The organism is Streptomyces sp. NPDC051243 (assembly GCF_044455405.1).
GTDB lineage: Bacteria > Actinomycetota > Actinomycetes > Streptomycetales > Streptomycetaceae > Streptomyces.
In genome coordinates, this window is sequence record NZ_JBITES010000008.1 from 18,060 (window position 1) to 42,740 (window position 24,681).

The 24,681-nt window shown below is 71.7% G+C and carries 18 protein-coding genes and 1 pseudogene; 7 read left to right on the top strand and 12 right to left on the bottom strand.

Annotated elements, in window-relative coordinates; all coding sequences use genetic code 11:
• Window positions 1-61: 61 nt before the first annotated feature.
• From murJ to ACIBAG_RS20885, 5 genes are read left to right on the top strand one after another with little or no spacing between them, the layout of a single operon-like run.
• Window positions 62-1,819, top strand: a complete 1,758-nt coding sequence (murJ, locus tag ACIBAG_RS20865; RefSeq protein ID WP_399107356.1) for a murein biosynthesis integral membrane protein MurJ — start codon at window positions 62-64, stop codon at window positions 1,817-1,819.
• Entirely contained in the window at window positions 1,809-2,600 is a 792-nt protein-coding gene (locus ACIBAG_RS20870) for a polysaccharide deacetylase family protein (RefSeq protein WP_399106995.1), read from the top strand. Before murJ ends, ACIBAG_RS20870 begins: the two co-directional genes overlap by 11 nt.
• The gene (locus ACIBAG_RS20875; RefSeq protein WP_399106996.1) at window positions 2,597-3,739 is read left to right on the top strand and encodes a glycosyltransferase; all 1,143 of its coding nucleotides are present in this window, start codon (window positions 2,597-2,599) and stop codon (window positions 3,737-3,739) included. The genes ACIBAG_RS20870 and ACIBAG_RS20875 overlap by 4 nt, the downstream gene beginning before the upstream one ends.
• On the top strand, window positions 3,736-4,407 hold the full coding sequence (locus ACIBAG_RS20880; protein WP_399106997.1) for a lipopolysaccharide biosynthesis protein: 672 nt from the start codon (window positions 3,736-3,738) through the stop codon (window positions 4,405-4,407). Before ACIBAG_RS20875 ends, ACIBAG_RS20880 begins: the two co-directional genes overlap by 4 nt.
• Complete coding sequence (locus ACIBAG_RS20885) at window positions 4,404-5,516, top strand: GNAT family N-acetyltransferase (RefSeq protein ID WP_399106998.1); 1,113 nt, start codon at window positions 4,404-4,406, stop codon at window positions 5,514-5,516. The genes ACIBAG_RS20880 and ACIBAG_RS20885 overlap by 4 nt, the downstream gene beginning before the upstream one ends.
• Here the strand turns inward: ACIBAG_RS20885 and ACIBAG_RS20890 are convergent.
• Complete coding sequence (locus tag ACIBAG_RS20890; RefSeq protein ID WP_399106999.1) at window positions 5,507-6,853, bottom strand: glycoside hydrolase family 26 protein; 1,347 nt, start codon at window positions 6,851-6,853, stop codon at window positions 5,507-5,509. The genes ACIBAG_RS20885 and ACIBAG_RS20890 overlap by 10 nt on opposite strands.
• Before the next feature lie 122 nt (window positions 6,854-6,975).
• Window positions 6,976-8,913: an AMP-dependent synthetase/ligase gene (locus ACIBAG_RS20895; protein ID WP_399107000.1), complete on the bottom strand. Its 1,938-nt coding sequence runs from the start codon at window positions 8,911-8,913 to the stop codon at window positions 6,976-6,978.
• A gap of 189 nt (window positions 8,914-9,102) precedes the next feature.
• Here ACIBAG_RS20895 and ACIBAG_RS20900 point away from each other — a divergent pair, with 189 nt between their 5' ends.
• A complete protein-coding gene (locus ACIBAG_RS20900; RefSeq protein WP_399107357.1) occupies window positions 9,103-9,672 on the top strand; it encodes a chorismate mutase in 570 nt (189 codons plus the stop codon).
• Here the strand turns inward: ACIBAG_RS20900 and ACIBAG_RS20905 are convergent.
• From ACIBAG_RS20905 to iolC, 9 genes and pseudogenes are all read right to left on the bottom strand, one after another.
• A complete protein-coding gene (locus ACIBAG_RS20905) occupies window positions 9,656-11,233 on the bottom strand; it encodes a von Willebrand factor type A domain-containing protein (RefSeq protein ID WP_399107001.1) in 1,578 nt (525 codons plus the stop codon). The genes ACIBAG_RS20900 and ACIBAG_RS20905 overlap by 17 nt on opposite strands.
• 147 nt (window positions 11,234-11,380) lie before the next feature.
• Complete coding sequence (locus tag ACIBAG_RS20910) at window positions 11,381-12,253, bottom strand: ABC transporter permease (protein ID WP_399107002.1); 873 nt, start codon at window positions 12,251-12,253, stop codon at window positions 11,381-11,383.
• On the bottom strand, window positions 12,250-14,901 hold the full coding sequence (locus ACIBAG_RS20915) for a CocE/NonD family hydrolase (RefSeq protein WP_399107003.1): 2,652 nt from the start codon (window positions 14,899-14,901) through the stop codon (window positions 12,250-12,252). Before ACIBAG_RS20915 ends, ACIBAG_RS20910 begins: the two co-directional genes overlap by 4 nt.
• Before the next feature lie 151 nt (window positions 14,902-15,052).
• Complete coding sequence (locus ACIBAG_RS20920) at window positions 15,053-16,450, bottom strand: APC family permease (protein WP_399107004.1); 1,398 nt, start codon at window positions 16,448-16,450, stop codon at window positions 15,053-15,055.
• 232 nt (window positions 16,451-16,682) lie between these two features.
• Entirely contained in the window at window positions 16,683-18,185 is a 1,503-nt protein-coding gene (gene mmsA, locus ACIBAG_RS20925; RefSeq protein ID WP_399107005.1) for a CoA-acylating methylmalonate-semialdehyde dehydrogenase, read from the bottom strand.
• 14 nt (window positions 18,186-18,199) lie between these two features.
• Window positions 18,200-20,083, bottom strand: coding sequence for a 3D-(3,5/4)-trihydroxycyclohexane-1,2-dione acylhydrolase (decyclizing) (iolD, locus tag ACIBAG_RS20930; protein ID WP_399107006.1), 1,884 nt, complete (start codon window positions 20,081-20,083; stop codon window positions 18,200-18,202).
• Between the two features lie 74 nt (window positions 20,084-20,157).
• Window positions 20,158-20,280: pseudogene (locus tag ACIBAG_RS20935) on the bottom strand (5-deoxy-glucuronate isomerase); the annotation flags it as partial.
• Window positions 20,281-20,299: 19 nt separating this feature from the next.
• Window positions 20,300-21,181: a deoxyribose-phosphate aldolase gene (locus tag ACIBAG_RS20940; RefSeq protein WP_399107007.1), complete on the bottom strand. Its 882-nt coding sequence runs from the start codon at window positions 21,179-21,181 to the stop codon at window positions 20,300-20,302.
• Window positions 21,178-22,128: a 5-dehydro-2-deoxygluconokinase gene (gene iolC / locus ACIBAG_RS20945; RefSeq protein WP_399107008.1), complete on the bottom strand. Its 951-nt coding sequence runs from the start codon at window positions 22,126-22,128 to the stop codon at window positions 21,178-21,180. Before iolC ends, ACIBAG_RS20940 begins: the two co-directional genes overlap by 4 nt.
• 124 nt (window positions 22,129-22,252) lie before the next feature.
• On the opposite strand from iolC, the gene ACIBAG_RS20950 reads away from it, so the two are divergent.
• A complete protein-coding gene (locus ACIBAG_RS20950) occupies window positions 22,253-23,188 on the top strand; it encodes a sugar phosphate isomerase/epimerase family protein (RefSeq protein WP_399107009.1) in 936 nt (311 codons plus the stop codon).
• A 207-nt stretch (window positions 23,189-23,395) separates the two neighbouring features.
• Here ACIBAG_RS20950 and ACIBAG_RS20955 read toward each other — a convergent pair whose 3' ends face one another.
• The gene (locus tag ACIBAG_RS20955; protein WP_399107010.1) at window positions 23,396-24,670 is read right to left on the bottom strand and encodes a DUF418 domain-containing protein; all 1,275 of its coding nucleotides are present in this window, start codon (window positions 24,668-24,670) and stop codon (window positions 23,396-23,398) included.
• Window positions 24,671-24,681 lie beyond the last annotated feature (11 nt).

The window sequence follows — 24,681 nt, forward strand, 5'->3', positions numbered from 1 at the left end:
ACAACCGGCCGAAAACCACCTCCACATGACCGCCCCACAACCGGCCGAAAACCACCTCCACATGACCGCCCCACAACGGGTCGAGAACCGCCGCCCGACCGGCCACGCGGCCGACCCCGACTCCCCCGGCCCGGCGGGCGATCGCCCCAGTGGCCAGACCGTCGGCGTTCACCCGCCCGCGTCGGCCACCCCGGCCGACCCGGCGCCCGTTCCCCGCCCGGGCGGTCCCACGAGGCGCTTCCTCGCCAGGGCGACGTTGCTCACCGTCGCGCTGTCCATGGCCGGGGCGCTGCTCGGGCTCGGGCGGGATCAGGCGCTCGCGCATCTCTTCGGCGCCGGGGCGGACACCGACGCGTTCCTGGTGGCCTGGACCGTGCCCGAGATGGCGTCGACGCTGCTGATCGAGGACGGCATGGCGTTCGTGCTCGTGCCCGCGTTCAGCGTGGCGTTGGCGCGGCGGGCGCGCGGGCTCGGCGGCCCCGACCCCGTGCACGCCCTGGTCGCCGCCACGTTGCCGCGGCTGTGCCTCGCCCTCGCCGGCACGGCCGCCGTGCTCGCGGCCGGGGCTCCGCTGCTGGTCTCCGTCCTGGCGCCCGGTCTGCCCGACCCGTCCCTGGCGGTGTCCTGCACCCGGATGACCGCGACCTGTGTGCTGAGTTTCGGGCTGGCCGGGTACTGCGGTGCGGCGCTGCGGGCGCACGGCAGTTATCTCGCTCCGGGCGCGATCTACATCGCGTACAACGGCGTGATCATCGCCACGATGGTCGTGCTGGCCGCGCGGTGGGGCGTACGATCCGCCGCTCTCGGCGTCGCTCTGGGCGGGTGCCTCATGGCCGCCCTGCAGGCGCCCGCCCTGTGGGGGCGGATCGCCGGACGGCCCGTCGCGGCACCTCCGCCGAGCCGCATGCCGAGCCGCATGTCGGCACAGCCGGCAAAGCGCCTGGCGCTCGGCCTGGTCTGTGCCGTGCTGCTGTTCGCCCTGTGCCGGCAGTCGCAGGTGCTCATCGAGCGGTACTTCGCGTCCGAACTGCCGGCCGGTGCCATCTCGCATCTCAACTACGCCCAGAAGGTCGCCCAGTTGCCGATGTCGCTGGCGCTGATGGTGTGCGTCGTCACCTTCCCGGTGGTGGCGCGGGCCATCGCCGACGGCGACCCGCGGCGGGCCAGGGAGCGGGTGGAGCGGGACCTGGTACTGACGGCCTGTCTGGTGCTGCTCGGCGCCGCCGTGGTCGTGGCCTGTGCGCCGCAGATCGTCCAACTCCTCTTCCAGCGCGGCGCGTTCACGGCGCAGGACACCGCGACGACCGCCGCCGTCATGCGGGTCTACGCGGCCGGGCTGCTCGGGCACACGCTGGTGGGGGCGCTCGTCATGTCGTACTTCTCGACCGGCCGGACCACCTGGTACCCGCTGGGCGCGATGGGCGTGGGCGCGCTCACCACCGTCGCCCTCAGCGCGTGGGCCGTTCAGCCCTGGGGAGCCCGCGGCATCGCCGGGGCCAACGCGGCCGGCATCACCCTCACGGCGCTGCTCCTGCTGCACGGCGTCGGTCCGCGCACCGTGCCCGTGCGGGTCCGCCGGGTCGTCGCGGGACTGGCCCGGCCGGTGTGCGCGGCCGTGTGCGCCACCGGTGCCGGGCTGTTCGGTGCGGGGCTCTTCGCCTCGCCCGCCGCTTCCGTCGCCGCCGGCTGCGGCTGCGTGACCGCCGTATTCCTGCCGCTGGCCTGGTTCCTCGACGCGGCGGGCGCCCGGTCCCTCCTGGCTCCCGTCATGCATTCCGTCCATCGCTCCGTCACACGAAAGCCTCGCCATGGTCGCTGACACCTCCATCGCGCCGCGCACGGCCGAACCCCGTCCCGGAACAGCCACCGGGGGACGCCCGAAGCGGCGTACCGCCGCGTGGGTCGCCATGTACCACTCCGTCTCGGACTGCCCCGACGACCCGTACAACGTCACCGTCACGCCCGCACGCCTCGAACGGCAGCTCGCCTGGATGGCCGGCCGCGGTCTGCGCGGGGTGAGCGTGCGCGAGCTGCTCGCGGCGCGCGCCCGCGGCACGGAACGCGGCCTGGTGGGGCTCACCTTCGACGACGGCTACACGGACTTCGTCACCACCGCCCTGCCGATCCTGCGCCGCCGGGGCTTCACCGCGACGGTGTTCGTGCTGCCCGGGCTGCTCGGCGGCGAGAACGCCTGGGAGCCGAGCGGCCCGCGCAAACCGCTGCTCGACGCGGACGGCATCCGCCGTGCCCTGGCCGCGGGCATGGAGGTCGCCTCGCACGGTCTGACCCACGTCGATCTGACCAAGGCCACCGACCAGGTGCTGCAGACCGAGGTCGACGACAGCCGCCACCGGCTCGCCGCGATCACCGGCGGCGACATCGAGGGCTTCTGCTACCCCTACGGCTTCGTCGACGAGCGGGCCGCCGACGCCGTGCGCCGGGCCGGTTACCGCTACGCCTGCGCGATCTCCCCCGGCCCGGCCGGCTGCGGCGACTTCGCGCTCCCCCGCATCCACATCGGGCAGGCGGACACGGCGGTGCGGCTGGAGCTGAAGCGCCGCCTGGCCCGGGTCCACGGGCGCGCCCTGGAGACCGTATGAAGGCGCTGCACATCATCACCGGCCTCGGCGTCGGCGGCGCGGAGCAGCAACTGCGCCTGCTGCTGCGCCATCTGCCCGCACAGTGCGACGTGGTGGCACTGACCAACCCCGGCCCGGTCGCCGAGGGCCTCACCGCCGACGGGGTCAACGTCACCCACCTCGGGATGACCGGCAACCTCGACCTGCGCGCGCTGCCCCGCCTTACCGACCTGATCCGTTCCGGCGGCTACGACCTCGTGCACACACACCTGTACCGGGCCTGCCTCTACGGCCGCGTCGCCGCCCGGCTCGCGGGGGTCGAGACCGTGGTGGCCACCGAGCACTCGATCGGTGCGAGCCGGCTGGAGGGCCGGCGGCTGACCCGCGGTGTCCGCGCGCTGTACATGGCCGGCGAGCGCCTCGGCCTCGCCACGGTCGCCGTCTCGCCGACGGTGGCCGAACGGCTGCGGCACTGGGGCGTGCCCGGGCAGCGCATCCGGGTCATCCCGAACGGCATCGACGCGCCCCGCTTCCGGTACGACGAGGCGCGCCGCAAGGAGGCCCGGGCGTTCCACGGGGTGCCGGACCACGCGTACGTCGTCGGCGGGGTGGGGCGCCTCGCCCCGGGCAAGCGCTTCGACCTGCTGGTGCAGGCGCTGGCCCTGCTGCCCCTGGACGTATGGCTGTTGCTGGTCGGCGGCGGATCCGAGGCGGAGGCGCTGCGGCGCACCGCACGGGATCTGGGGGTCGCGGGCCGGGTGGTGCTGACCGGCGAGCGCCCGTCCCTGCCCGCGCCCGGCGACAACACCCCCGACCTGGTCTCCCTGCTGTCCGCGATGGACGTGCTCGCCTCGCCGTCTCCCGAGGAGTCCTTCGGTCTCGCCGTCGTGGAGGCGCTGGCCGCCGGCCTCCCCGTGCTGTACGCGAGCTGCCCCGCCGTGGAGGACCTGGGGCCGGACGCGGCGCCCGGTGCCCGGCGCGTCACGGGCGGCGCCGGGGCGTTCGCACGCGCACTGCTGCGGCTGCGGGCGGAGGGACCGGGCGAGCGGACGGTTCCGGACGTCGTGCACCGCTACGACATCACGCGCACCGCCCGGCAGCTGATGGATCTGTACACGGACGCCCTGTCCGGCTCGACTTCGGAAGCGAGTTCCTCATGACGGACATCCCCGACCGGCGTGCCCCGCTGTCCGACCCCGCGCGCGCCTGCGTGAAGCGACTGCCCTCGTGGTGGTGGCTGCCGGCCGGCGCGCTGATCGGCGCCGTGGCCGGTGGCGCCTACGGCCAGTTGAGGCCGCCGGAGTACACGGCGACGAGTTCCGTCGTCGCCGTGCCCACCGGCAGGACCGGCGCCGACGGCACCGACGCGCTCGGCCTCGCGCAGGCGTACGGCCGGGTCGCCCCGCAGCTGGCGGTGCTCGCGGACGCGCAGGTGTGGGCCGGTGTGCCGGTCGCGACGCTGCGCGAGAGCGTGCGGGTGGCGACCTCGCCGGACGCGCCGATGGTCGCGGTGTCGGCGACCTCGTCGCGCCCGGACCTGGCCGTCGACATCGCCAACGCCGTCTCCCGCGCGCTGGTCACCCAGGCGGACCACAGCAAGGACACCACCGGCATCCGGTTCGAGCGCCTCGCCCGCGCCCTGACACCCAGCGAGCCGTCGTCCGCGTCTCCGGCGCTGACCTCGCTCGTGGGCGCGAGCGCCGGGGGTCTGCTGGGCGGCCTCGCGCTGCTGGCCCGGCCGCGCCGGGTCGCGGACGACGACGACCGCAGCCGGGCGTCGGTACCCGGCCCGGCGAACGCGGCCGACGCCCGCGGAACGCTTGGATGACCGGGCCGGGCCGCGCGCTGGCGGTGGAGGTGTGCACCGACGAGCGCGCCTTCGCGGAGCTGGCCGGGGAGTGGGAACGACTGCACCGGGCGTGCCCGTCGGCGACGCCGTTCCAGAGCCATGCGTGGCTGCACTCGTGGTGGCTGTCGTACGGCAGGCCGGGCGGGCTGCGGCTCGTCCTGGTGCGCCGGAGCGGTGAACTGGTGGCGGCGGCACCGCTGATGCGGGTGCACCACCCGCTGCCGGCGCTGGTGCCGATCGGCGGCGCCATCACCGACTTCCACGATGTGCTCGTCGACGGCGCGGCGGCCGCACAGGGCGCCTGGGCCCTGGCGGACGCGCTCACCGACATGGCCCGCACCGCCCTGGTCGACTTCGGCGAGGTCCGGCCGGGCGGCGCGATGGAGCGGGTCTACCTCTGCTGGCGCGGCCCGCGGCACCGGTTGCCCGACTCCGTGTGCCTGGAGTTGCCCGCCGTGCCCGTGAACGAGCTGGTCGGGCGGCTGTCGTCGAGGCACGCCCAGCGGGTCCGCAACAAGGTGAAGCGGCTGTCCCGGCTCGGCGTCGAGTGGCGTGTCGTGCGCCACGACGAGTCCGAGGCCGCACTGCGCCGGCTCCTCGAACTGCACCGACTGCAGTGGCAGGGCAGGAAGGTGTCGCCGGAACACCTGCGGCCGCGGTTCCTGGAGCACCTGGTCCGGTCGGTGGGTCCCATGACCCGGTCCGGCCAGGCGGCGGTGCTGGAGTTCGTGCTCGACGGGACGGTGGTGGCGGTCAACCTGAATCTGCTGTCGGGGGAGATGGCGGGCACGTATCTGTACGGCTTCCACCCTCGCTTGCGGGAGCGGAAGGTGGACGTGGCGGCGATGCTGCTGCACGCCTCCGCCGAGCACCTCGCGTCCGGCGACGGCTGCCGGGTGCTGAGCCTGCTGCGCGGCGACGAGCCGTACAAGTACCGCTGGCACCCCGAGGCGGTCCCCAACCAGCGCTTTCTGCTGGCCCGGCGCCGCACCCTGCCGCTGCTGGCTCTCGCGGCCGGCGAGGCGACCGCGAGGGCCGGCGCCAAGCGGGTCCTGCGCGGAAACCCCGACCCGGCCGGTCAGCGGTAGCGCTCGGCCCACTGCAGACAGAGGGAGAGCTTGCCGCCGATCTGGTGCTCGAACCACTTCGCGAGGTCCAGCAGGGTGCAGTGCGGCAGCTCGGAGGGCCTGGGCGTAGGCGTAGGCATGGGCGTCGGCGTCTTCGACGTCTGGTCCGGCCCCGACGCCGGGTCCGGGTCGGCGGAATCCGTCGGCGCGGTCGGGACGGGGACCGACGGCCCCGGTTCCGGCCGCGGCACGAGGGGGCTGGACAGCAGTACGCGGTACAGGGCGGAGGCCCGGGGGTTGTCGGAGCACAGCCACACACCGTGCGGGCAGTAGTCGGTGATGGTGTTGTACACCGGCTTGTGCTCGTCCATCCACGCGAGCATGCGCAGCATCCACGTGATGTTGTCGCCGTTGCGGAACAGGCCCCATTCCGGATACGAGATCGGTTTGCCGTGCCGGCGCGCGAAGTCCACGTGGTGCTGGAGGCCGTAGGGCTCGGAGACCTGCTCGTCGAAGTCGAGCCCGCGCGGCTGGTCGTACGCGTCCATGCCGAGGATGTCGACGAACTCGTCGCCCGGGTAGCACTCCGGCCAGGGAATGGCGTCCATGCCCCGGCTCGGGGCGAAGTCGAACCTGAACTTCTGGCCGGGGACCGAGCGCATGACGGTGACGATGCGTTGCCAGTACCGCTTCCAGCTGTCCGGGTCGGGGGCGCAGCGGTGGGTGTAGGTGACGCCGTTCATCTCCCAGCCGAGCACGATGACGGTGTCCGGCACGCCGAGGTCGACCAGCCGCTCGGCCAGCACCTCGAAGTGGTCGTCGAAGGCGCCGTCCGCCGCCCGCCGCAGCAGCTTTCTGACCGCCCAGTCGGGGACGTTCTCCTCGTTGCGCTCCATCATCGGCACATTGAGCACGAGCAGCCGGTCGGCCTTGGCCCGCCGCCACTTGGCCCAGCTGTCGAGGAAGCCGTGCGCGCCCTCGATGTTGTGCCAGGCGTCCCCCGGCAGATAGGTGTGCCCCACGCGCAGTTCATGGCCGCCGAGCCAGCGGCTCAGCTGCTTCATGCGCTGCAGGCCGACGGGACCGTAGTGGAGGTACGCCCCGAACGCGGGACCGCGCGCGGATGCCGCCGGCGGGGAGTCCGTGGAGTCAGGGGGTGTGGGGGCTGTTGGGCGTTCGGGAGGTGTGGGGGGTTTGGGTGCCGCGGTGTGCGGCGGGTCGGGGCGGCTTGCGGCGTCGGTCGCGAAGGCCGGGCCCGGGACCAGAGCCGCCGACGCGACGACTCCCGCGGTGATGAACGCCAGTCGCCGCAGGCGCCTTGGGCGGCCGGGGCCGGACCGGCGGTGTTCAGGGGCCATGCGTCCTCCTTGTGGGCAGCTCCCTCCCGTTTGTTGACGTATGGCCATATATACGCTTAATGCATCAACCGAGTACACCGGATCGGTGCGAATCGCCCACAAGAGTGACCGCGAACGGTCCCTCATGTGCCGTACAGCGCCTCGATGTCCTCCGCGTAAGCCGCCATCACCGCATGCCGCTTGACCTTCAGGGACGGCGTGAGCATGCCGTTGTCCTCGTTGAACTCGCCCTCGACCAGCACGAACGCGCGGATCGACTCGGCCCGGGAGACGGCCTCGTTGGCGTAGTCGACGGCCTTTTGGACGTCGGCGCGCATCCGGGGGTCCTTGACCACGTCGGCCGTCGGGGTGTCGGCGGGCATCTTGCGTACGGCGAGCCAGTGGGCGACCGCTTCGGGGTCGAGGGTGATCAGGGCGCCGACGAAGGGCCGGTTGTCGCCGACGACGAGGCACTGGCCGATGGGTGAGCGGCTGCGCAGGCGGTCCTCCAGGACGGCCGGGGAGACGTTCTTGCCGCCGGAGGTGACGAGGATGTCCTTCTTGCGGCCGGTGATGGTGAGGTAGCCGTCCTCGTCGAGGGAGCCGAGGTCGCCGGTGGCGAACCAGTCGTCCTGGAGCACGGCGTCGGTGGCGGCCGGGTTGTTCCAGTAGGAGTGGAAGACGATGCCGCCCTTGATGAGCACCTCACCGTCCTCGGCGATCCGTACGGCGGTGCCCGGGACGGGCCGGCCGACGGTGCCCGGGCGGGGTTTGAGGGGCGGGACGATGGTGGCGGCGGCCGTCGTCTCCGTCAGCCCGTAGCCCTCGTAGACGATGATTCCGGCGGCGTAGAAGAACAGGTTGAGGTTACGGTCGAGGGGGCTGCCGCCGCTGATCGCGTAGCGCATACGGCCGCCGAGTTCCTTGCGGATACGGCGGTAGACCAGCAGGTCGTACAGGACCCAGGCGGCGTAGAGGCCGGGGCCGGGGCCCTTGCCCTGGTTCAGGAACTTGTTCAGGTACGCCTCTCCGAAGCGGACGCCGATACGGTCGGCGCGGTCGAAGGAGGCGCCGCGGCCGATCTTCTGCGCTGTCGCGCGGCCGGTGTCGTGGATCTTCTCGAAGAGGTACGGGACGCCGACGAGGAAGGTCGGGCGGAACTCCCTGAAGGCCGGGCGGAGTTCGTCGGGCTTGATGCTCGGGCAGTGGCCGATCTCGATGCGGGCCATCAGGCAGGCGATCTGGAGGGTGCGGCCGAGGATGTGGGCGAGCGGGAGGAAGAGGAGGGTCGAGGCGGTCTGCCGGGTGACCTCCTTGAAGATCGGGTGGAGCAGCTCGACGGTGTTGGCGGCCTCGGCGTGGAGGTTGCCGTGGGTGAGGACGCAGCCCTTCGGTCGGCCGGTGGTGCCGGAGGTGTAGCAGACGGTGGCGATGGTGTCGGGGGTGAGGGCGGCACGGCGTTTGGTGACCTCGTCGTCGGGGAGGTCGCGGCCGAGGGCGGTGAGGGTGGTGAGGGCGTCGGTCGCTTGCGACCGCGTCGCGTCCAACTGCCATATCCGCGGCGGCTGTTGGTGGCCGGCCGTGCCTGTCGTCACCGTCTCGGTGTTCTGCTCCGTCTCGGTGATGACGTAGCGGGCGCCCGAGTCGCGGACGATCCACTCCACCTGGGCGGCGGAGGAGGTGGCGTAAACGGGGACGGTCTGGCCGCCGGCGGCCCAGACGGCGAAGTCCAGGACCGTCCATTCGTAGCGGGTGCGGGACATCACGGCGACGCGGCCGCCGGGTTCGAGTCCCGCGGCGATCAACCCCTTGGCCACGGCGGTGACTTCGCGCGCGAAGGCCGCGGTGGTCACCGGTTTCCAGGTGCCGCCCTCCTTGCGCCGGAGGGCCACCGCGTCGGGAGCCTCGGCGGCGTTGGTAAAGGGGAGGTCGGCGGTGGTGCCGGTGGTGTTCTGCGATGCGAGGGGTGGGGTCCGGGCCTCGCGGACCACGCCTTCGGCATCCTTGACGATCTCGACCCTGGTGCGATCCATCAGGTCGGTGCGCTGCTTCGCCCGCTTCAGATCCTTGCGTACGCCCATGACGGCTCCCGGTGCCAGTCGGACTTACCGAGAAGTCAACTTACTCACGCGTAACGGAAGGTCAATGGGTCGGGACGTAGTGAAGATGTGTGCCTCTGTACGGTGCTCTACGACCACCCCCACGGAAGGAAACCCGTGCACCCTTTGCGTCTTCGGTCCGCCCTGGTCGCCGTCTGCGCCGCCGCGGCCATGTCCTTCGCCGGCGCCGCACCGGCCGCCGCCCACACCTCCGCCCCAGTTCGGGCGGCCTCCGTCGCTTCCGGCCTCACCCCGCTGACCGACCTGTTCGCCGAGCGGCTGCTGGTCGCCGACAAGGTGGCCGCCGCCAAGTACGGCACCGACAAGCCGATCGACGACCCGGTGCGCGAGCAGCAGATCCTGGACGACGTGGCGGCGCGGGCCACCGCGCTCGGGCTGGACCCGGCGGCCACGCAGGCCGTCTTCCGGGACCAGATCGAGGCGAACAAGCTCGTGCAGCGCGGGCTGTACGCACGTTGGGACGCACATCCCGAGGAGCGGCCCACCGAGCGTCCCGACCTGGTCAAGGAGGTCCGCCCGGTGCTCGACCGCATCACCACGCAACTGCTGGACGCGCTGAAGGACACGCAGCCGGCGCGCACCTCGCCGTCCTGCGAGCCACGGCTGTACGTCGCGGCCGCATGGTCGGCGTACGGCCATGAGTTGGACCTCCTGCATCTGAAGGGGCTTCAGCGGGCCGTGCCCTCGGTGTGCGCGGGCGCGCTCAGTCCCGCCCCCTGAGATCGCTCGCTCGCTGAATCGCGTCGGCGAGACGGCTCACCTCCTCGTCCTCCGTGGTGGTCGCCAACTCGTCGGCTCGATCGGCCAGTTCGGAGAGACGGGGCATGCCGGGCAGGGCGGTCCCGCGGTCGTCGCCGAAGCTGAGGGCGTCGGCGAAGTAGGCGGCCGTGGCCGTGACCTGGAAGCGGGGGCTCGCGCTCCAGACCGAGTCCTCCAGGGAGCCCGTCTCCAGCCGGCCCGACTCCTCGTGCGGGGCGCGGGAGGCGGGGTCGAGCCAGCGGACGCTCGCCGTGGCGAGGTGGCCTTCCGTGCCGGGGCGGGTGCGGACGGCGTAGAGGGCCGTCACCGTGTGGCCGGGGCCGATCTCGCCGCCGTCGACGCGGTCGTCCCGGAAGTCCTCGTCGGCGACCTGCCGGTTGTCGTAGCCGATGAGGCGGAACTCGGAGACCGTCGCCTGGTCGAAGGCGACCTGGGCCTTGGCGTCGCGGGCCGTGAGGTCGATGTTCTTCGGGAGTTCCTCGCAGAAGACCTTCCGGGCCTCCTCCTCGCCGGAGACGTACACCGTGTGGCCGTCGCCCTTGTCGGCGAGGCGTTCCATCAGGGCGTCGCCGTAGTCGCTGCCGACGCCCACGCCGAAGAGGGTGATGCCGTGTTCGCGGCGCTCGGAGGCGATGCGTTCGAGGATGGTGTCCGCGTCGGTGTCGCCCGTGTTGGCCAGAGCGTCGGAGACCAGGACGACACGGTTCGTGGCACCCTCGCGGAGGCCGTCCTCCGCCGTTTCGTAGCCGGTCTCCACTCCTGCGCCCAGGTTGGTCGAGTCCGTGGGCTCCAGGCTGTCGATCGCGTCGTGGATCTCGTCCCGGTTGCCGTCCAGGCGGGTCATCGGCAGGACCCTCTCCGCCTCGTCGCTGAAGGTGACGATGGCCACCGAGTCGTCGTCGCGCAGGCGGTTCGTCATCACGCCCAGGGAGTCCTTGGCCAGGTCCAGGCGGCCCGGTTCGGCCATCGAGCCGGAGATGTCGATGACGAAGGTGAGCGCGGCGGGCGGGCGTTCGTCGGGGTCGTCGGCCGGGCGGGTCGCCAGGCCGACGCGGACCAGGGACCAGTCCTCGCGTTCGGTGCGGGCGCCGTCGACGGTGACCGTGAAGCCGTTGCCGTCGGGGCGGTCGTAATCCTGGCGGAAGCTGTTGACGAACTCCTCGGGGCGGACCGTGGAGGGGTCGGGCAGGTAGCCCTCGGCGAGGGTGCGGCGGGCGTAGCCGTAGGAGGCCGTGTCGACGTCCAGCGCGAAGGTGGATAGGTAGTCGGGGGCGGGTGCGAACTCACGGGAGTCCGAGTCCTCACGGGAGTCCGAGTCGTCGTCTCCCTCCTTGTGCTCGCCCGTGCCGCCGTTGCCGTGGGTGTAGTCGGGGGCCGGGAAGCCGCTGGCATAGCCGGCGCCGTTCTTGTCCGCCGAGGTGTCCCCGCTGTCGCCCTGCCCGCAGCCGGTGAGCAGCAGGCCGCCCGCCGCGGTGATGGCGAGGAGCCCTCCTATTCGGTACCGCTCCATCGTCCGAGCCATCGTCCGTGCCCCCTTGGTCCGTTGACGTCGACTTATGCGACTGTGACGGGCCAGGGGGCCGGAACGTGCGCTATGGAGCGTTGCGGATGAGTCTCGAAGAGGGCACGGGGGCGGCCTGTCGAGACCGGTGGGTGATCCTCCGTTGACCTACGACACCACGTCCTTGCGGGCGAAACCCCGGAAGGCCAGCGCGAACAGGACGAGCGCGTACGTTATGGAAATCGCGGTGCCCTGGATCATGCCGGACCACTCCAGCCGGGGCTGCACGGCGTCCGCCCAGGCGAACTGCCAGTGCGCGGGCAGGAAGTGGCGCCAGTCGCCGAGGGCCGTCACCGCGTCGAGGACGTTGCCGACGATGGTCAGGCCGACCGCGCCGCCGACCGCGCCGAGCGGGGCGTCCGTCTTGGTGGAGATCCAGAACGCCAGCCCGGCGGTGACCAGTTGGGACACGAAGACGTACGCCACGACCACCAGCAGCCGCTGCGCAGCCGTGCCCGTGTCGAGCGAGCCGCCGGTCGGGATCTGCAGGGGACCCCAGCCGTAGGCCACCGTGCCGACGGCCAGCGCGACCACGGGCAGGATCACCATCGCGGCCAGGCTGAGGCCCAGTCCGACCACGAGCTTGGACCACAGCAGGCGGGCCCGGGGCACGGGGGCCGCCAGCAGGTAGCGCAGGGAGGACCAGCTGGCCTCCGACGCCACCGTGTCCCCGCAGAACAGCGCGACGGGGATGACCAGCAGGAAGCCCGCGGAGACGAACAGGTTCACGGCGGCGAAGTTCGCGCCGGACGCCGTGGCCGTGTCCATCAGCGTGATGCGGTCACCGCCGCCGTCCGGCTCGCCGCCGATCGCGAACGCGGCGACCAGCACGAACGGCAGGACGGTGAGGATGCCGAACATCACCAGCGTCCGGCGCCGCTTCAGCTGTCGGATCAGCTCCACCCGGAGCGGCAGGGTGCGGCCCGCCCGGTAGCCGGAGGCGACCTCGGTGCGCGCGGTGCTTTCGCCGAGTGTGCTCATGCGGACCCTCCGATCAGGGTGAGGAAGGCGTCTTCCAGACGGCGGTGGGGCCCCACCGACTGGACGGGCACCTCCAGCCGTACGAGTTCGGCGATCAGGCGCTGTGCGCTGCCGTCGGTGTCCAGGCGGACGAGCAGGCCCTCGTCGGTGGTGATCGCCGAGGCGATGCCGGGCAGCGCCGCCACCTTCTCCACGACCGGCTCCTCGACGGGCGTGGCCGTGCCGACGAGCAGTGTGTCGCCGGAGCCGATGATCTCGCCGACCGGGCCGGCCTGCACGAGGCGGCCGCGGTCCATCACCACCAGGTGGGTGCAGGACTGCTCGACCTCGGCGAGGAGGTGGCTGGAGACGATCACCGTGCGGCCGGCGGCCGCGTAGCGGATCATCACCTCGCGCATCTCGCGGATCTGCGGCGGGTCCAGGCCGTTGGTCGGTTCGTCGAGGATGAGCAGGTCCGGGAGGCCGAGCATGGCCTGGGCGATGGCGAGGCGCTGGCGCATGCCCTGGGAGTACGTGCGCACGGCGCGGGCCAGCGCGTCGCCGAGGCCGGCGATCTCCAGGGCCTCGTCGAGGTGGGCGTCCTGAGGCGGGCGGCCGGTGGCCTGCCAGTACAGCTCCAGGTTCTCCCGGCCGGACAGGTGCGGCAGGAAGCCCGCGCCCTCGACGAATGCGCCGACCCGGGAGAGTACGGGTGCGCCCGGGCGGATCGCGTGGCCGAAGACACGGATCTCGCCGGCGTCGGGCTTGATCAGGCCCATCAGCATGCGCAGTGTCGTCGTCTTGCCGGCGCCGTTCGGGCCGAGGAGGCCGAGGACCTGGCCCTTCTCCACCCGGAAGGACAGGTCCCGCACGGCGTAACGGTCCTGCGAGCCCGCGTACTTCTTGCTCAGGTCCGTGATCTGCAGGGGGACGTCCGCCAGGTCGGGGTCGGGCGCGGGGGTGGCGGTGCGGCGGCGGGCCGTCAGCAGCAGGGCCGCGGCGATCAGCGCGGCGGTGATCGGCAGCCACCACACCCAGGACGGCAGCGCGGCGGCGGCGGTGCTCACGCCGGGCGCGGTCGGGACGGACAGGTCGCCCTTCAGGGAGACGGTGTACGTGGCCGGGGCGGCCGGGGAGGCGTAGCCGAGGTCCGTGGAGGAGAGGACCAGGCGAAGACGGTGGCCCTGCTCGATGCCGTAGTCGATGGCCGGGAGCGTGATCGTCACGTCCTGGCCGGACTTGGCGTTCTCGACGCGCAGGGGTGTGACCAGCTGTGACGGCAGCACCTGCTGGGTGCCGTCGGGGCCGACGTCGTAGACCTTGGCGAAGAGCACCGCGTCCTCGCTGGTCGACTTCACGCGGACGGTCGCCGTCGGGGAGCCGGTGATGCGCAGGTTGCCGGTGACCGGCGCCGACTCGAACGCGGCGAACTGGCCCGGGAAGTCCAGGGACACCCCGATGCCCAGCGAGGACAGCTGGGCCAGGCCGCCGGTGCCGCCGAGGCCGGGCAGGGCGGAGACGGCGGGCGGGCTGGCGCCGGCCGGGTTGGCGAAGCTCTGCTCGCCGCCGGTGAGCGCGACGGCCTTCCGGCCGCTCTCCAGGCCGGGGTACGCGTCCGAGCTCGCGCCGCGCAGCAGTGCCTCGCCGTCGGTGGAGTCGACGCCTCCGGTGCGGGTGACGCGGAAGGCGGGGCCGGTGTCGGCGCTCTTGTCGTCCTTGAGGTAGCGGTCGAACCAGGACTTCACGCGCCCCTGGATCCGGCTCGTCTCCATGTCGCCGCCGTCATGACCGCCGGAGATCCAGTCGACGTCGACCGGGGCGCCGTTGGCACGGATGGCCTTCGCGGCCTGGTCGGCCTGGCCGAGGGGGAAGAGCGAGTCCGACTGGCCCTGCATGAGGAGGGTGGGCACCTTGATGCGGTCGCCGACGGCGGACGGTGAGCGCTCCTCCAGCATGGTGCGGGCCTGGGCGTCCGGGGTGCCGGACTCGGCGACGCGGTCGTACATCTCGCAGATCCGCGTCTCGAACTTGGAGCAGCCGCCGGCCGAGTTGACGAAGATGCCCGCCCAGAGCTTCTTGAACACGCCGTTCGGGAACAGGGCGTCGGCGAGGTTCCAGTACGTGATCGCCGGGGCGATCGCGTCCACCCGGTCGTCGTGGCCGGCGCCCAGCAGCGAGATGGCTCCGCCGTACGAGGCGCCCGCCATGCCGACCCTGGGGTCGCCGGTCTTGTCCAGCTCGACCTGGGGCTGCTTCGCCAGCCAGTCCAGCAGCCTGGACACGTCGGCGACCTCGCCCTTCGGATCGTTCAGCCCGACCTTGCCGGTCGACTTCCCGAAGCCACGGGCGGACCAGGTCAGCACCGCGTACCCGTCCCGGGCGAGGTCCTCGGCCTGCTGCCGTACGTCGTCCTTGCTGCCGCCGAAGCCGTGTGCGAGGAGGACGGCGGGGCGGCGTCCGGAGGGGCCCGAGGTGAAGAACGAGGTGTCGACGCGCACCCCGTCGCCCATGTCCATGACCCGTTCCGTGCTCTGCACCGGCGGCGCGTCGTCGTCGGCGACGGCCGTCCATGTCCCGGCCCCGGCGAGGACTAAGACGGAGGCCGCGGCGGCGATCCACCGTCGCGGCCTCCGTACTCGCCCTCGCAGTGCGGGCAGTCGAAGATCCATGCTTCAACGGTACGGGGCCAACCTGTCGGCAAGTTATCTACCGGGGGCTGAATCACAGGCCCTCCCGTGGGGGTACGGGAGGGCTTTTGTCTACCGCGTTCGTGGTAGGGCGGGTGGGAGCTCGGGCGGTTCTGTTGTCGGCCGGCTGACCTCAGGTCCGCTCATCCTCCGGAATTGATACGAGCCACCGGGTTTCCCTGCGTGGGCGCAGGTACAGCGCCCAGTACAGAGTGGCCACCGCCGTTATGCCGCCCGTCCACAGCAGGTACTCCGTCTCCTGCTGGCTCAGGATGTACACGAGGACCACGATGAGCAGCAGCGGCATCGCAGGCCACAGCGGCATCCGCCAGGCCGGTGTGTGCTTGTGGGCGGCACGGCGGGCCGCCAGCGCGGCGATCGCGACGAGCAGGTACATCCCCGTCACCGAGACCCCCGTCACGCCGTACAGCGTGTCGAGGTTGACGAAGCACAGGGCCGCGCCGGGGACGCCCACCGCGAGCGTGGCGACCCATGGGGAGCCGAAGCGGCCGAGCTTGGTGAGGACGTTGTTGACCGGCTCGGGCCAGGCCTTGTCGCGGGCGGAGGCGAACAGGACGCGGGAGTTCTGGATGACCATGACGATGCCCGCGTTGACGATCGCGAGGGCCACGCAGAGGCTGATGAAGGTGCCGACGGCGGAGTTGGACCAGGCCGTCACCATGGTGCCGATGTCGCCGCCGGTCAGTTCCTCCAGGTTCGACGCGCCGAGGGTGATGGCGACGACCGGGACCAGGATGATCGCGGCGGAGATGCCGAGGGTGGCGAGGACCGTGCGCGCGACGTTGCGGCGCGGGTTCTCCAGTTCCTCGGAGAGGTAGACGGCGGTCGAGAAGCCCTGGGTGACGAAGAGGGCGATGGCGAGTCCGGAGACGATCAGCAGGGCCGTCACCGTGTCCGTGCGGCCGTCCGTGCCCGCCACCTCCATCGACAGCAGGCTGCCGGGGCCGCGCTCGGCATGGGCGAAGCCCAGGACCGCCACGACGGCCGCGGCGATGACCTCCAGGACCAGGAAGATGCCGGTGATCCAGGCGTTGGCGCGCAGGTCGAGCAGGCCGGCGAGGGTGGCGAGCAGCATGACGGCGGCGCCTGCCATGGACGGGTCGAGGTCGGCGATCGGGGCGAGGTAGTCGGCCGTGCCCATCGCGATCACCGGCGGCACGATCATGACGACCAGCAGGGACAGCACGAAGACCAGCCAGCCCGCCAGCCGGCCGGCCAGCGTGGACACCATCGCGTACTCGCCGCCCGCGCTGGGGATGAGGGTGCCCAGCTCCGAGTAGCAGAACGCCACGGCGATGCAGAGGAGGGAGCCGATGGCGATCGTGAGGGCGGTGGCGGTGCCCAGCGAGCCGAACAGGTCGGGGACGACCACGAACAGGGTGGAGGCGGGGGTCACGCAGGAGAGCGTGAGCAGGGTGCCGCCGACGACGCCGATCGAGCGCTTGAGCTTGTGAGGGCTGTCCGGCGCCTTGACGTCGGCGCCCTCGACAGGGGTGAGGGTGTCGGTCACGAGGGGGATGCAACATTGACGGAAACCGTCACGTCAATGGCTGGTTATCTACGGAATTCGTTGTCGATCAGCCTCTTGACGCGTGTTAGCGTTGCGTTAAAGCCGCATATCAGCGCGACTTCCGGGCGTGCGGGAACCGCAGCCCGGGCCTGTAAAAAAATGGGGCCGTCCGCGATCCGGACGGCCCCGGACGCTCAGCGTCAGTGGCTCAGTGCCTCAGTGCGTTATTGCGTCAGTGGTTGCGCGGGAAGCCGAGGTCCACGCCGGAGGGCGCGTCCGCCGGGTCGGGCCAGCGGGTGGTGACGACCTTGCCGCGGGTGTAGAAGTGCGTGCCGTCGTTGCCGTAGATGTGGTGGTCGCCGAAGAGCGAGTCCTTCCAGCCGCCGAAGCTGTGGTAGCCGACGGGGACCGGGATCGGGACGTTCACGCCGACCATGCCGGCCTCGATCTCCAGCTGGAAGCGGCGGGCGGCGCCGCCGTCCCGGGTGAAGATCGCGGTGCCGTTGCCGAACGGCGAGCTGTTGATCAGCGCCACGCCGTCCTCGTACGTCTCGGCGCGCAGCACGCACAGAACGGGGCCGAAGATCTCGTCCTGGTACGCCTTCGCGCTGGTCGGCACCTTGTCGAGGAGCGAGATGCCGATCCAGTGGCCGTCCTCGAAGCCGTCGACCGTGTAGCCGGTGCCGTCGAGGACGACCTCGCAGCCCTCGGCCGCCGCGCCCTCGACGTAGGAGGCCACCTTGTCGCGGTGGACCTTGGTGATCAGCGGGCCCATCTCGGAGGTCGGGTCGTTGCCGGGGCCGATCTTGATCTTCTCGGCGCGCTCGCGGATCTTCTCCACCAGCTCGTCGCCGATCGAACCGACGGCCACGACCGCGGAGATGGCCATGCAGCGCTCACCCGCGGAGCCGTACGCCGCCGATACGGCCGCGTCCGCCGCCGCGTCCAGGTCCGCGTCCGGCAGGACCAGCATGTGGTTCTTGGCGCCGCCGAGCGCCTGGACGCGCTTGCCGTTGGCGGAGGCGGTGGTGTGGATGTAGCGGGCGATGGGGGTGGAGCCGACGAACGACACCGCCTTGACGTCGGGGTGCTCCAGGAGGCGGTCGACGGCCACCTTGTCGCCGTGGACGACGTTGAAGACGCCGTCCGGGAGACCGGCCTCCGCCAGCAGCTCGGCGAGCCTGACCGACGCCGACGGGTCCTTCTCGCTCGGCTTCAGCACGAAGGTGTTGCCGCACGCGATGGCCAGCGGGAACATCCACATCGGCACCATCGCCGGGAAGTTGAACGGCGTGATGCCCGCGACGACACCCAGCGGCTGCCGGATGGACGAGACGTCGACCCGGCTGGCGACCTGCGTCGACAGCTCGCCCTTCAGCTGCACGTTGATGCCGCACGCGAGGTCGACGATCTCCAGACCGCGGGCCACCTCACCGAGGGCGTCGGAGTGCACCTTGCCGTGCTCGGCGGTGATCAGCTCGGCGATCTCGTCGCGGTGGGCGTCCAGCAGCGCACGGAACTTGAACAGGATCGAGGTGCGCTGGGCCAGCGACGACTGGCCCCACGTCACGAAGGCCTCCTTGGCGGCCGCGACCGCCGCGTCCACCTCGTCGACCGAGGCGAACGCGACCTTCGTGGTGACCGCGCCGGTCGCCGGGTCGGTGACCGGCCCGAACGTGCCCGACGCGCCTTCGACGGTCTTGCCGCCGATCCAGTGGTTGACGATCTTCGTCATGCCCGGTTTCTCCTTCACAAGTGGCGGCGTCGGGTGGAGACGTGCCGTTCGTAGAGCTCGCGTGCCTTGACCGCCGACGGCCTGGTCGCGGTCTCGGCCACAGGAACATCCCACCAGGCCTGCGCGGGCGGCGCGCCCGACACTGTGTCTGCCGTTTGGGTCTCCACGTAGACACATGTGGGAGTGTCCGCGGCACGGGCCTCGGCGAGCGCCTCACGAAGATCGCTCACGGTCTTCGCGCGCAGCACCCGCATGCCGAGACTGGCCGCGTTGGCGGCCAGGTCGACGGGGAGCGGGGCACCCGTGAAGGTGCCGTCGTCCGCGCGGTGGCGGTAGGCGGTGCCGAAGCGCTCGCCGCCCGTCTCCTCCGACAGGCCGCCGATGGACGCGTACCCGTGGTTCTGCACCAGCAACACCTTGATCGCGACACCCTCCTGCACGGCGGTCACGATCTCCGTCGGCATCATCAGATAGGTGCCGTCGCCGACCAGCGCCCACACGTTGCGCTCGGGGGCGGCCAGCTTCACGCCGATCGCGGCCGGGATCTCGTAGCCCATGCAGGAGTAGCCGTACTCCAGGTGGTACTGGTCGCGCGAGCGCGCCCGCCACAGCTTGTGCAGGTCGCCGGGGAGGGAGCCGGCCGCGTTGATGATCACGTCCGACTCGTCCACCAGAGCGTCCAGGGCCCCGAGCACCTGCGGCTGCGTCGGCCGTACGTCGGGCTCGTCGGCCTCGTAGCAGGCGTCGACGCGCTGCTCCCAGCGCTCCTTGTCCTCGGTGTACTCGGCGACATAGCTGCCGGCGACCCGGTGCGCGTGCATGTCCAGGGCCGCGGTCAGCTCCATCAGGCCGCTGCGGGCGTCCGCGATCAGCGGCATTCCGGCGAGCTTGTGGCCGTCGAAGGGCGCGATGTTGAGGTTGAGGAAGCGGACGCCGTCACCGGCGAAGAGGGTGCCGGAGGCGGTGGTGAAGTCGGTGTAGCGGGTGCCGACGCCGATCACCAGGTCGGCGGTGCGGGCGAGTTCGTCGGCGGTGGCGGTGCCGGTGTGGCCGACTCCGCCGACGTCCTGGGGGTGGTCCCAGCGCAGGGAGCCCTTGCCGGCCTGCGTGGAGGCGACCGGGATGCGGGTGACCTCCGCGAACTCGGCGAGGGCCTCCTCGGCGCGGCTGTGGTGGACGCCGCCGCCCGCGATGACCAGGGGCCTGCGGGCGGACCTGATCGCCCGCACCGCGTCGGCGAGTTCGGTCGGGTCGGCGCCCGGGCGGCGTACGACCCAGGTGCGCTCGGCGAAGAAGTCGTCCGGCCAGTCGTACGCCTCGGCCTGCACGTCCTGCGGCAGCGCGAGCGTGACGGCGCCGGTCTCGACCGGGTCCGTCAGCACCCGCATGGCGTTGAGTGCGGAGGGGATCAGGGCCTCGGGCCGGGTGATGCGGTCGAAGTACTTCGACACCGGGCGCAGACAGTCGTTGACCGACACATCGCCCGCGTAGGGCACTTCGAGCTGCTGGAGGACCGGGTCGGCGGGGCGGGTGGCGAAGATGTCGCCGGGGAGGAGCAGGACCGGGAGGTGGCTGATGGTGGCGAGGGCGGCGCCGGTGACGAGGTTGGTCGCGCCGGGGCCGATGGAAGTGGTCACGGCGTGCGTGGACAGCCGGTTGGACTGGCGGGCGTAGCCGACCGCGGCATGCACCATCGACTGCTCGTTGCGGCCCTGGTGGTACGGCATGTCATCGGCGAACTCGATGAGCGCCTGGCCGATCCCGGCGACGTTGCCGTGGCCGAAGATGCCCCAGGTGGCGCCGATCAGGCGCTGACGTACGCCGTCGCGCTCGGTGTGCTGGGCGGACAGGAAGCGGACGAGCGCCTGTGCGACCGTGAGCCTCGTCGTTGAGGTCATCGGTAACCCTCCGTGTGGTCCGGGCGGAAGTGGATCCGCCACTCACGTACGGTTCCGCCGCCCCGTACGACTCGACGGGCCGTGTCGGGGACCTCCGGCGCGGGGCCGTAGCGGGCGGGGAGTCTTCGCTCGCACTTCGCTCCTGCCAAAGCAAAGCGGCTACCCGCGCCGGAGGCGATCTGGGGGCGGAACGTACGGCTCGTGGTCATGGGGACCTCACAGCAGTCCTACGGCAGTGTCCACCGCGGCGGCGACGTCCCCGTCCGCCGGGTAGAGCAGCGAACGGCCGACCACCAGCCCCCGCACGGTGGGCAGTTGGAGTGCGCCGCGCCATTTCTCGTACGCCCCCTCCTGGTCGTCCCCGACCTCGCCGCCGAGCAGCACCGCGGGCAGCGTGGACGTCGTCATGACCTCGGCCATGTCGTCGGGGTTCTCGGTGACCGGCAGCTTCAGCCAGGTGTAGGCGGAGGTGCCGCCGAGGCCGGAGGCGATGGCGATGGACCTGGTGACGGCCTCGGCGGACAGGTCGTTCCTGACCTTGCCCTCGGGGGTGCGGTGGCTGATGAACGGCTCGACGAAGACCGGGAGTCGGCGTGCGGCCATGTCGTCGATGGCACGGGCGGTCGACTCCAGGGTGGTCAGCGACCCCGGGTCGGCGTAGTCGATGCGCAGGAGCAGCTTGCCGGCGTCGAAACCGAGGCGCTCGATGTCCTCGGGGCGGTGGCCGGTGAAGCGGTCGTCGAGCTCGAAGGCGGCGCCCTGGAGGCCGCCGCGGTTCATCGAGCCCATGACGACCTTGCCGTCGAGGGCGCCGAGCAGGAGCAGGTCGTCGAGGATGTCGGCGGTCGCGAGGACGCCGTCGACGCCGGGGCGGGACAGCGCAAGGCAGAGGCGCTGAAGCAGGTCGGCGCGGTTGGCCATGGCGAGCCCCCGGTCGCCGACGCCGAGGGCGCCGCGGGCCGGGTGGTCGGCGGCGACGATCATCAGCCGGCCGGAGTCGCCGAGGAGGGGCCTGCGGATGCGGCGGGCCGCGGCCTCCGCGATCGCCTCGGGGCGCTGGGTGCGCAGGCGCACGAGTTCGGCGATGTCGACGGTCACTTGACGGCTCCCGCGGCGATGGCGGCCTCGATCTCGTCCGGCGTCGGCATCGCGGAGGAGCACTCCAGACGGGAGGCGACGATGGCGCCGGCCGCGTTGGCGTGCCGCATGATCTTCTCCAGCTCCCAGCCTTCGAGCAGCCCGTGGCAGAGGGAGCCGCCGAAGGCGTCTCCGGCGCCGAGCCCGTTGAGGACGTTGACCGGGAGGGGCGGGACCTCGGCCTCGTCGCCCTTTTGGTTGACGGCGAGGACGCCCTTCGGGCCCTGCTTGACCACGGCGACCTCGACACCGGCGTCGAGGAGCGCGCGGGCCGCGGCCTGGGGCTCTCGTACACCCGTCGCGACCTCCACCTCGTCGAGATTGCCGACGGCGACGGTGGTGTGCTTGAGGGCCTCGGCGTAGAACGGGCGGGCCGCGTCCGGGTCCGTCCAGAACATGGGGCGCCAGTCCAGGTCGAAGACGGTGATGCCTGCCTTCGCCCGGTGGGCGAGGGCCGCGAGCGTCGCCGTACGGCTCGGCTCCTCGCTCAGGCCGGTGCCGGTGATCCAGAAGATCCGGGCGTCGCGGATGGCGTCGAGGTCGAGCTCGTGGGCGTCGATCTCCAGGTCCGGGGCCTTGGGCCGGCGGTAGAAGTACAGCGGGAAGTCGTCCGGCGGGAAGACCTCGCAGAAGGTGACCGGGGTGGGCAGGCCGGGGACCGGGGTGACCCAGCGGTCGTCGACGCCGAAGCCCTGGAGGGCCTCGTGGAGGTAGGTGCCGAAGGGGTCGTCGCCGGTGCGGGTGATCACCGCGGTCCGCCGCCCCAGCCGGGCCGCGGCGACCGCGACGTTCGTCGCCGAGCCGCCGAGGAACTTGCCGAAGGACGTGACCTGCGGCAGCGGGACGCCGGTCTGCAGCGGGTAGAGGTCCACTCCGATCCGCCCCATGGTGATCAGGTCGTACGCCATCGCGTTCCCTTCGTATCGGCTCTCCCGGCTTTGTAGTCCGAGCCGCACAGCCCTGTCAATGTTTTGTCCAGACATTCGGACCAGACCTTGACAGCCGGGTTCCCGTGCCCGGAGGCTGACCGGCATGACGTCGTTGTCACCTCAGTCGCCTTCTTCCGGCCCTTCCGCTCTCTCCCGCATCCGCATCGGGTCGGCTCCCGACTCGTGGGGTGTGTGGTTCCCCGACGACCCCCAGCAGGTCCCCTGGCAGCGCTTCCTCGACGAGGTCGCCGAGTCCGGCTACGAGTGGATCGAGCTGGGCCCGTACGGGTACCTGCCGACCGACCCCGCCGTCCTCACCGAGGAGGTGGCGCGCCGGGGCCTGAAGGTGTCGGCCGGCACCGTGTTCACCGGTCTGCACCACGGCGAGGCCGTCTGGGAGAAGACCTGGGCGCACGTCGCGGACAACGCGGTGCTCGCGCAGGCCATGGGGGCGTCTCATCTGGTGGTCATCCCGTCCTTCTGGCGGGACGACAAGACCGGTGAGGTGCTGGAGCCGGACACGCTGACGCCGCAGCAGTGGCGGAACCTGACCTCGCTGACCGAGCGGCTGGGGCAGCGGGTGCGGGAGGAGTACGGGCTGCGGATCGTCGTCCATCCGCATGCCGACACGCACATCGACAGCGAGGAGAACGTCGTCCGGTTCCTGGACGGGACGGACTCCGACCTCGTTTCGCTGTGCCTGGACACCGGGCACTACGCGTACTGCGGCGGCGACAGCGTCAAGCTGATCGAGACGTACGGGTCGCGGATCGGGTACCTGCACCTCAAGCAGGTCGACCCCGAGATCCTCGCCGATGTGCGGGCCAAGGGGACGCCGTTCGGGCCGGCCGTGGCTCAGGGCGTGATGTGTGAGCCGCCGACTGGGGTGCCTGCGTTGGGGCCGGTGCTGGAGGCTGCGCAGAAGCTGGATGTGGATCTGTTCGCGATCGTCGAGCAGGACATGTATCCGTGTTCGCCGGACAAGCCGTTGCCCATTGCTCGGCGGACTCGGGCGTTCTTGCGGTCCTGTGGGGCCTAGGACCTGTCGTTTGGATCATGCCGGCGTCGCGGGCCTGGCACGCGCTTCCCCGAGCTCTTCGAGCAGGGGGTACCCCCAGCCGCGTTGTCGTCGGTTGCCGACTCCCCACGCTCGAACAACCTCGCGCGGGGGCACCCCCATCGACCCCGGCTCGGGTCGGCTGAAAAGCGCAGTACCTCTCAGCCGACCTGATCCGAACGACAGGCCCTAGGGACGCCGGTACACCAGCCGGCGCAGGACTGTCTCGGCCGGGCCGCGTCGCCCGGCGCGCTCCAGGGCGTACGCCCCGGCCACCGTGAGCAGCCAGACGCCGGCCGCGAAGAGCGCCATGGTGGCGCTGGTCAGGTGCTCGCCGAGGCCGAGGCCCCAGGCCGCCAGCAGCGGGGCGAAGATCAGCGAGTGCGTGAGGTAGCAGGACAGCGATCGCTTGCCGACCGCTGACACCGCGACGACGGCCGTCGCGCCCCACCGGCCCTGTCGGCCGGGCCGGTGGGTCCACCAGTGCGCGAACAGGGCGACGGCGGCGACATAACCGATCCCGGCGGCGTTCCCGGTGAAATCCCGCAGGACGGTGAGCGCCCCCTCCTCGCTCTGTGCGTCGTCCGGCACGTCGAGCGCGCCGACGTGGGCGAGCGCGGCGGGCAGCCCGCCGAGCCAGCCGACCGCAATGCCGCTGACCGCGGTACGGCGCAGCAGCCGCAGATGGCGCCCGGGCTCCTCCAGGACGCGACGGCGGGCCGCCCAGAAACCGAGCAGGAAAACCAGGTAGCCGCCGCCGATGAGCGCGAGCGGGGCACCGGCGAAGGTGACGAACAGACCGGTCGTCAGCCGGGTACCGAGCGCCACGAGCGCGTTCTCCTCGCCCGACGCGTACGCCTCGAAGCCCGCCTGCGCTGCCGAGTCCCCCAAGGATCCCAACTCGCCCCGGAGCAAGGCTGTTACTACTGGCCACGCAGTGAAGACCACCAGCTGTGCGGCCGCGATCCCGATCCACCACTTCAGCGCCCGATCACTGCGCCTGACGAAGAGCCGGCCGAGGACGAGACTCAGCAGCCCGTAGTAGCCGACGATGTCGCCGGCCATCAGCAGGGTGGCGTGCGACAACCCGATGACGATCAGCCACAGACTGCGCCTGCGCAGGATCCCCACCGCGGCGCGCCCCGAGGTACCGGCCTCGATCTGGCGCAGGTAGAGCTGCGTCATCCCGTAGCCGAAGAGGAACGCGAAGAGCGGATAGACCCGTAGATCCAGGACGGTGATCATGGTGAACTGGACCGCGCGGTCTGCCCAGGTGCCGTCGACCGGCTGCCACCCCGAAGGGCCGTGCCGAGCCGCCCAGAGGTGGAAGGCGGTGTTGGACAGGACGATGAGCAAGAGCATCATCCCGCGCGCGAGATCGGGCGCCAGCGCCCGCTCCTCACCCCGAACGGCCCCGCGCCGCAGCGGCGCCTTGTCGGCGTTCTCGGTATCGGTCGTCGTCACACGGCCACGCT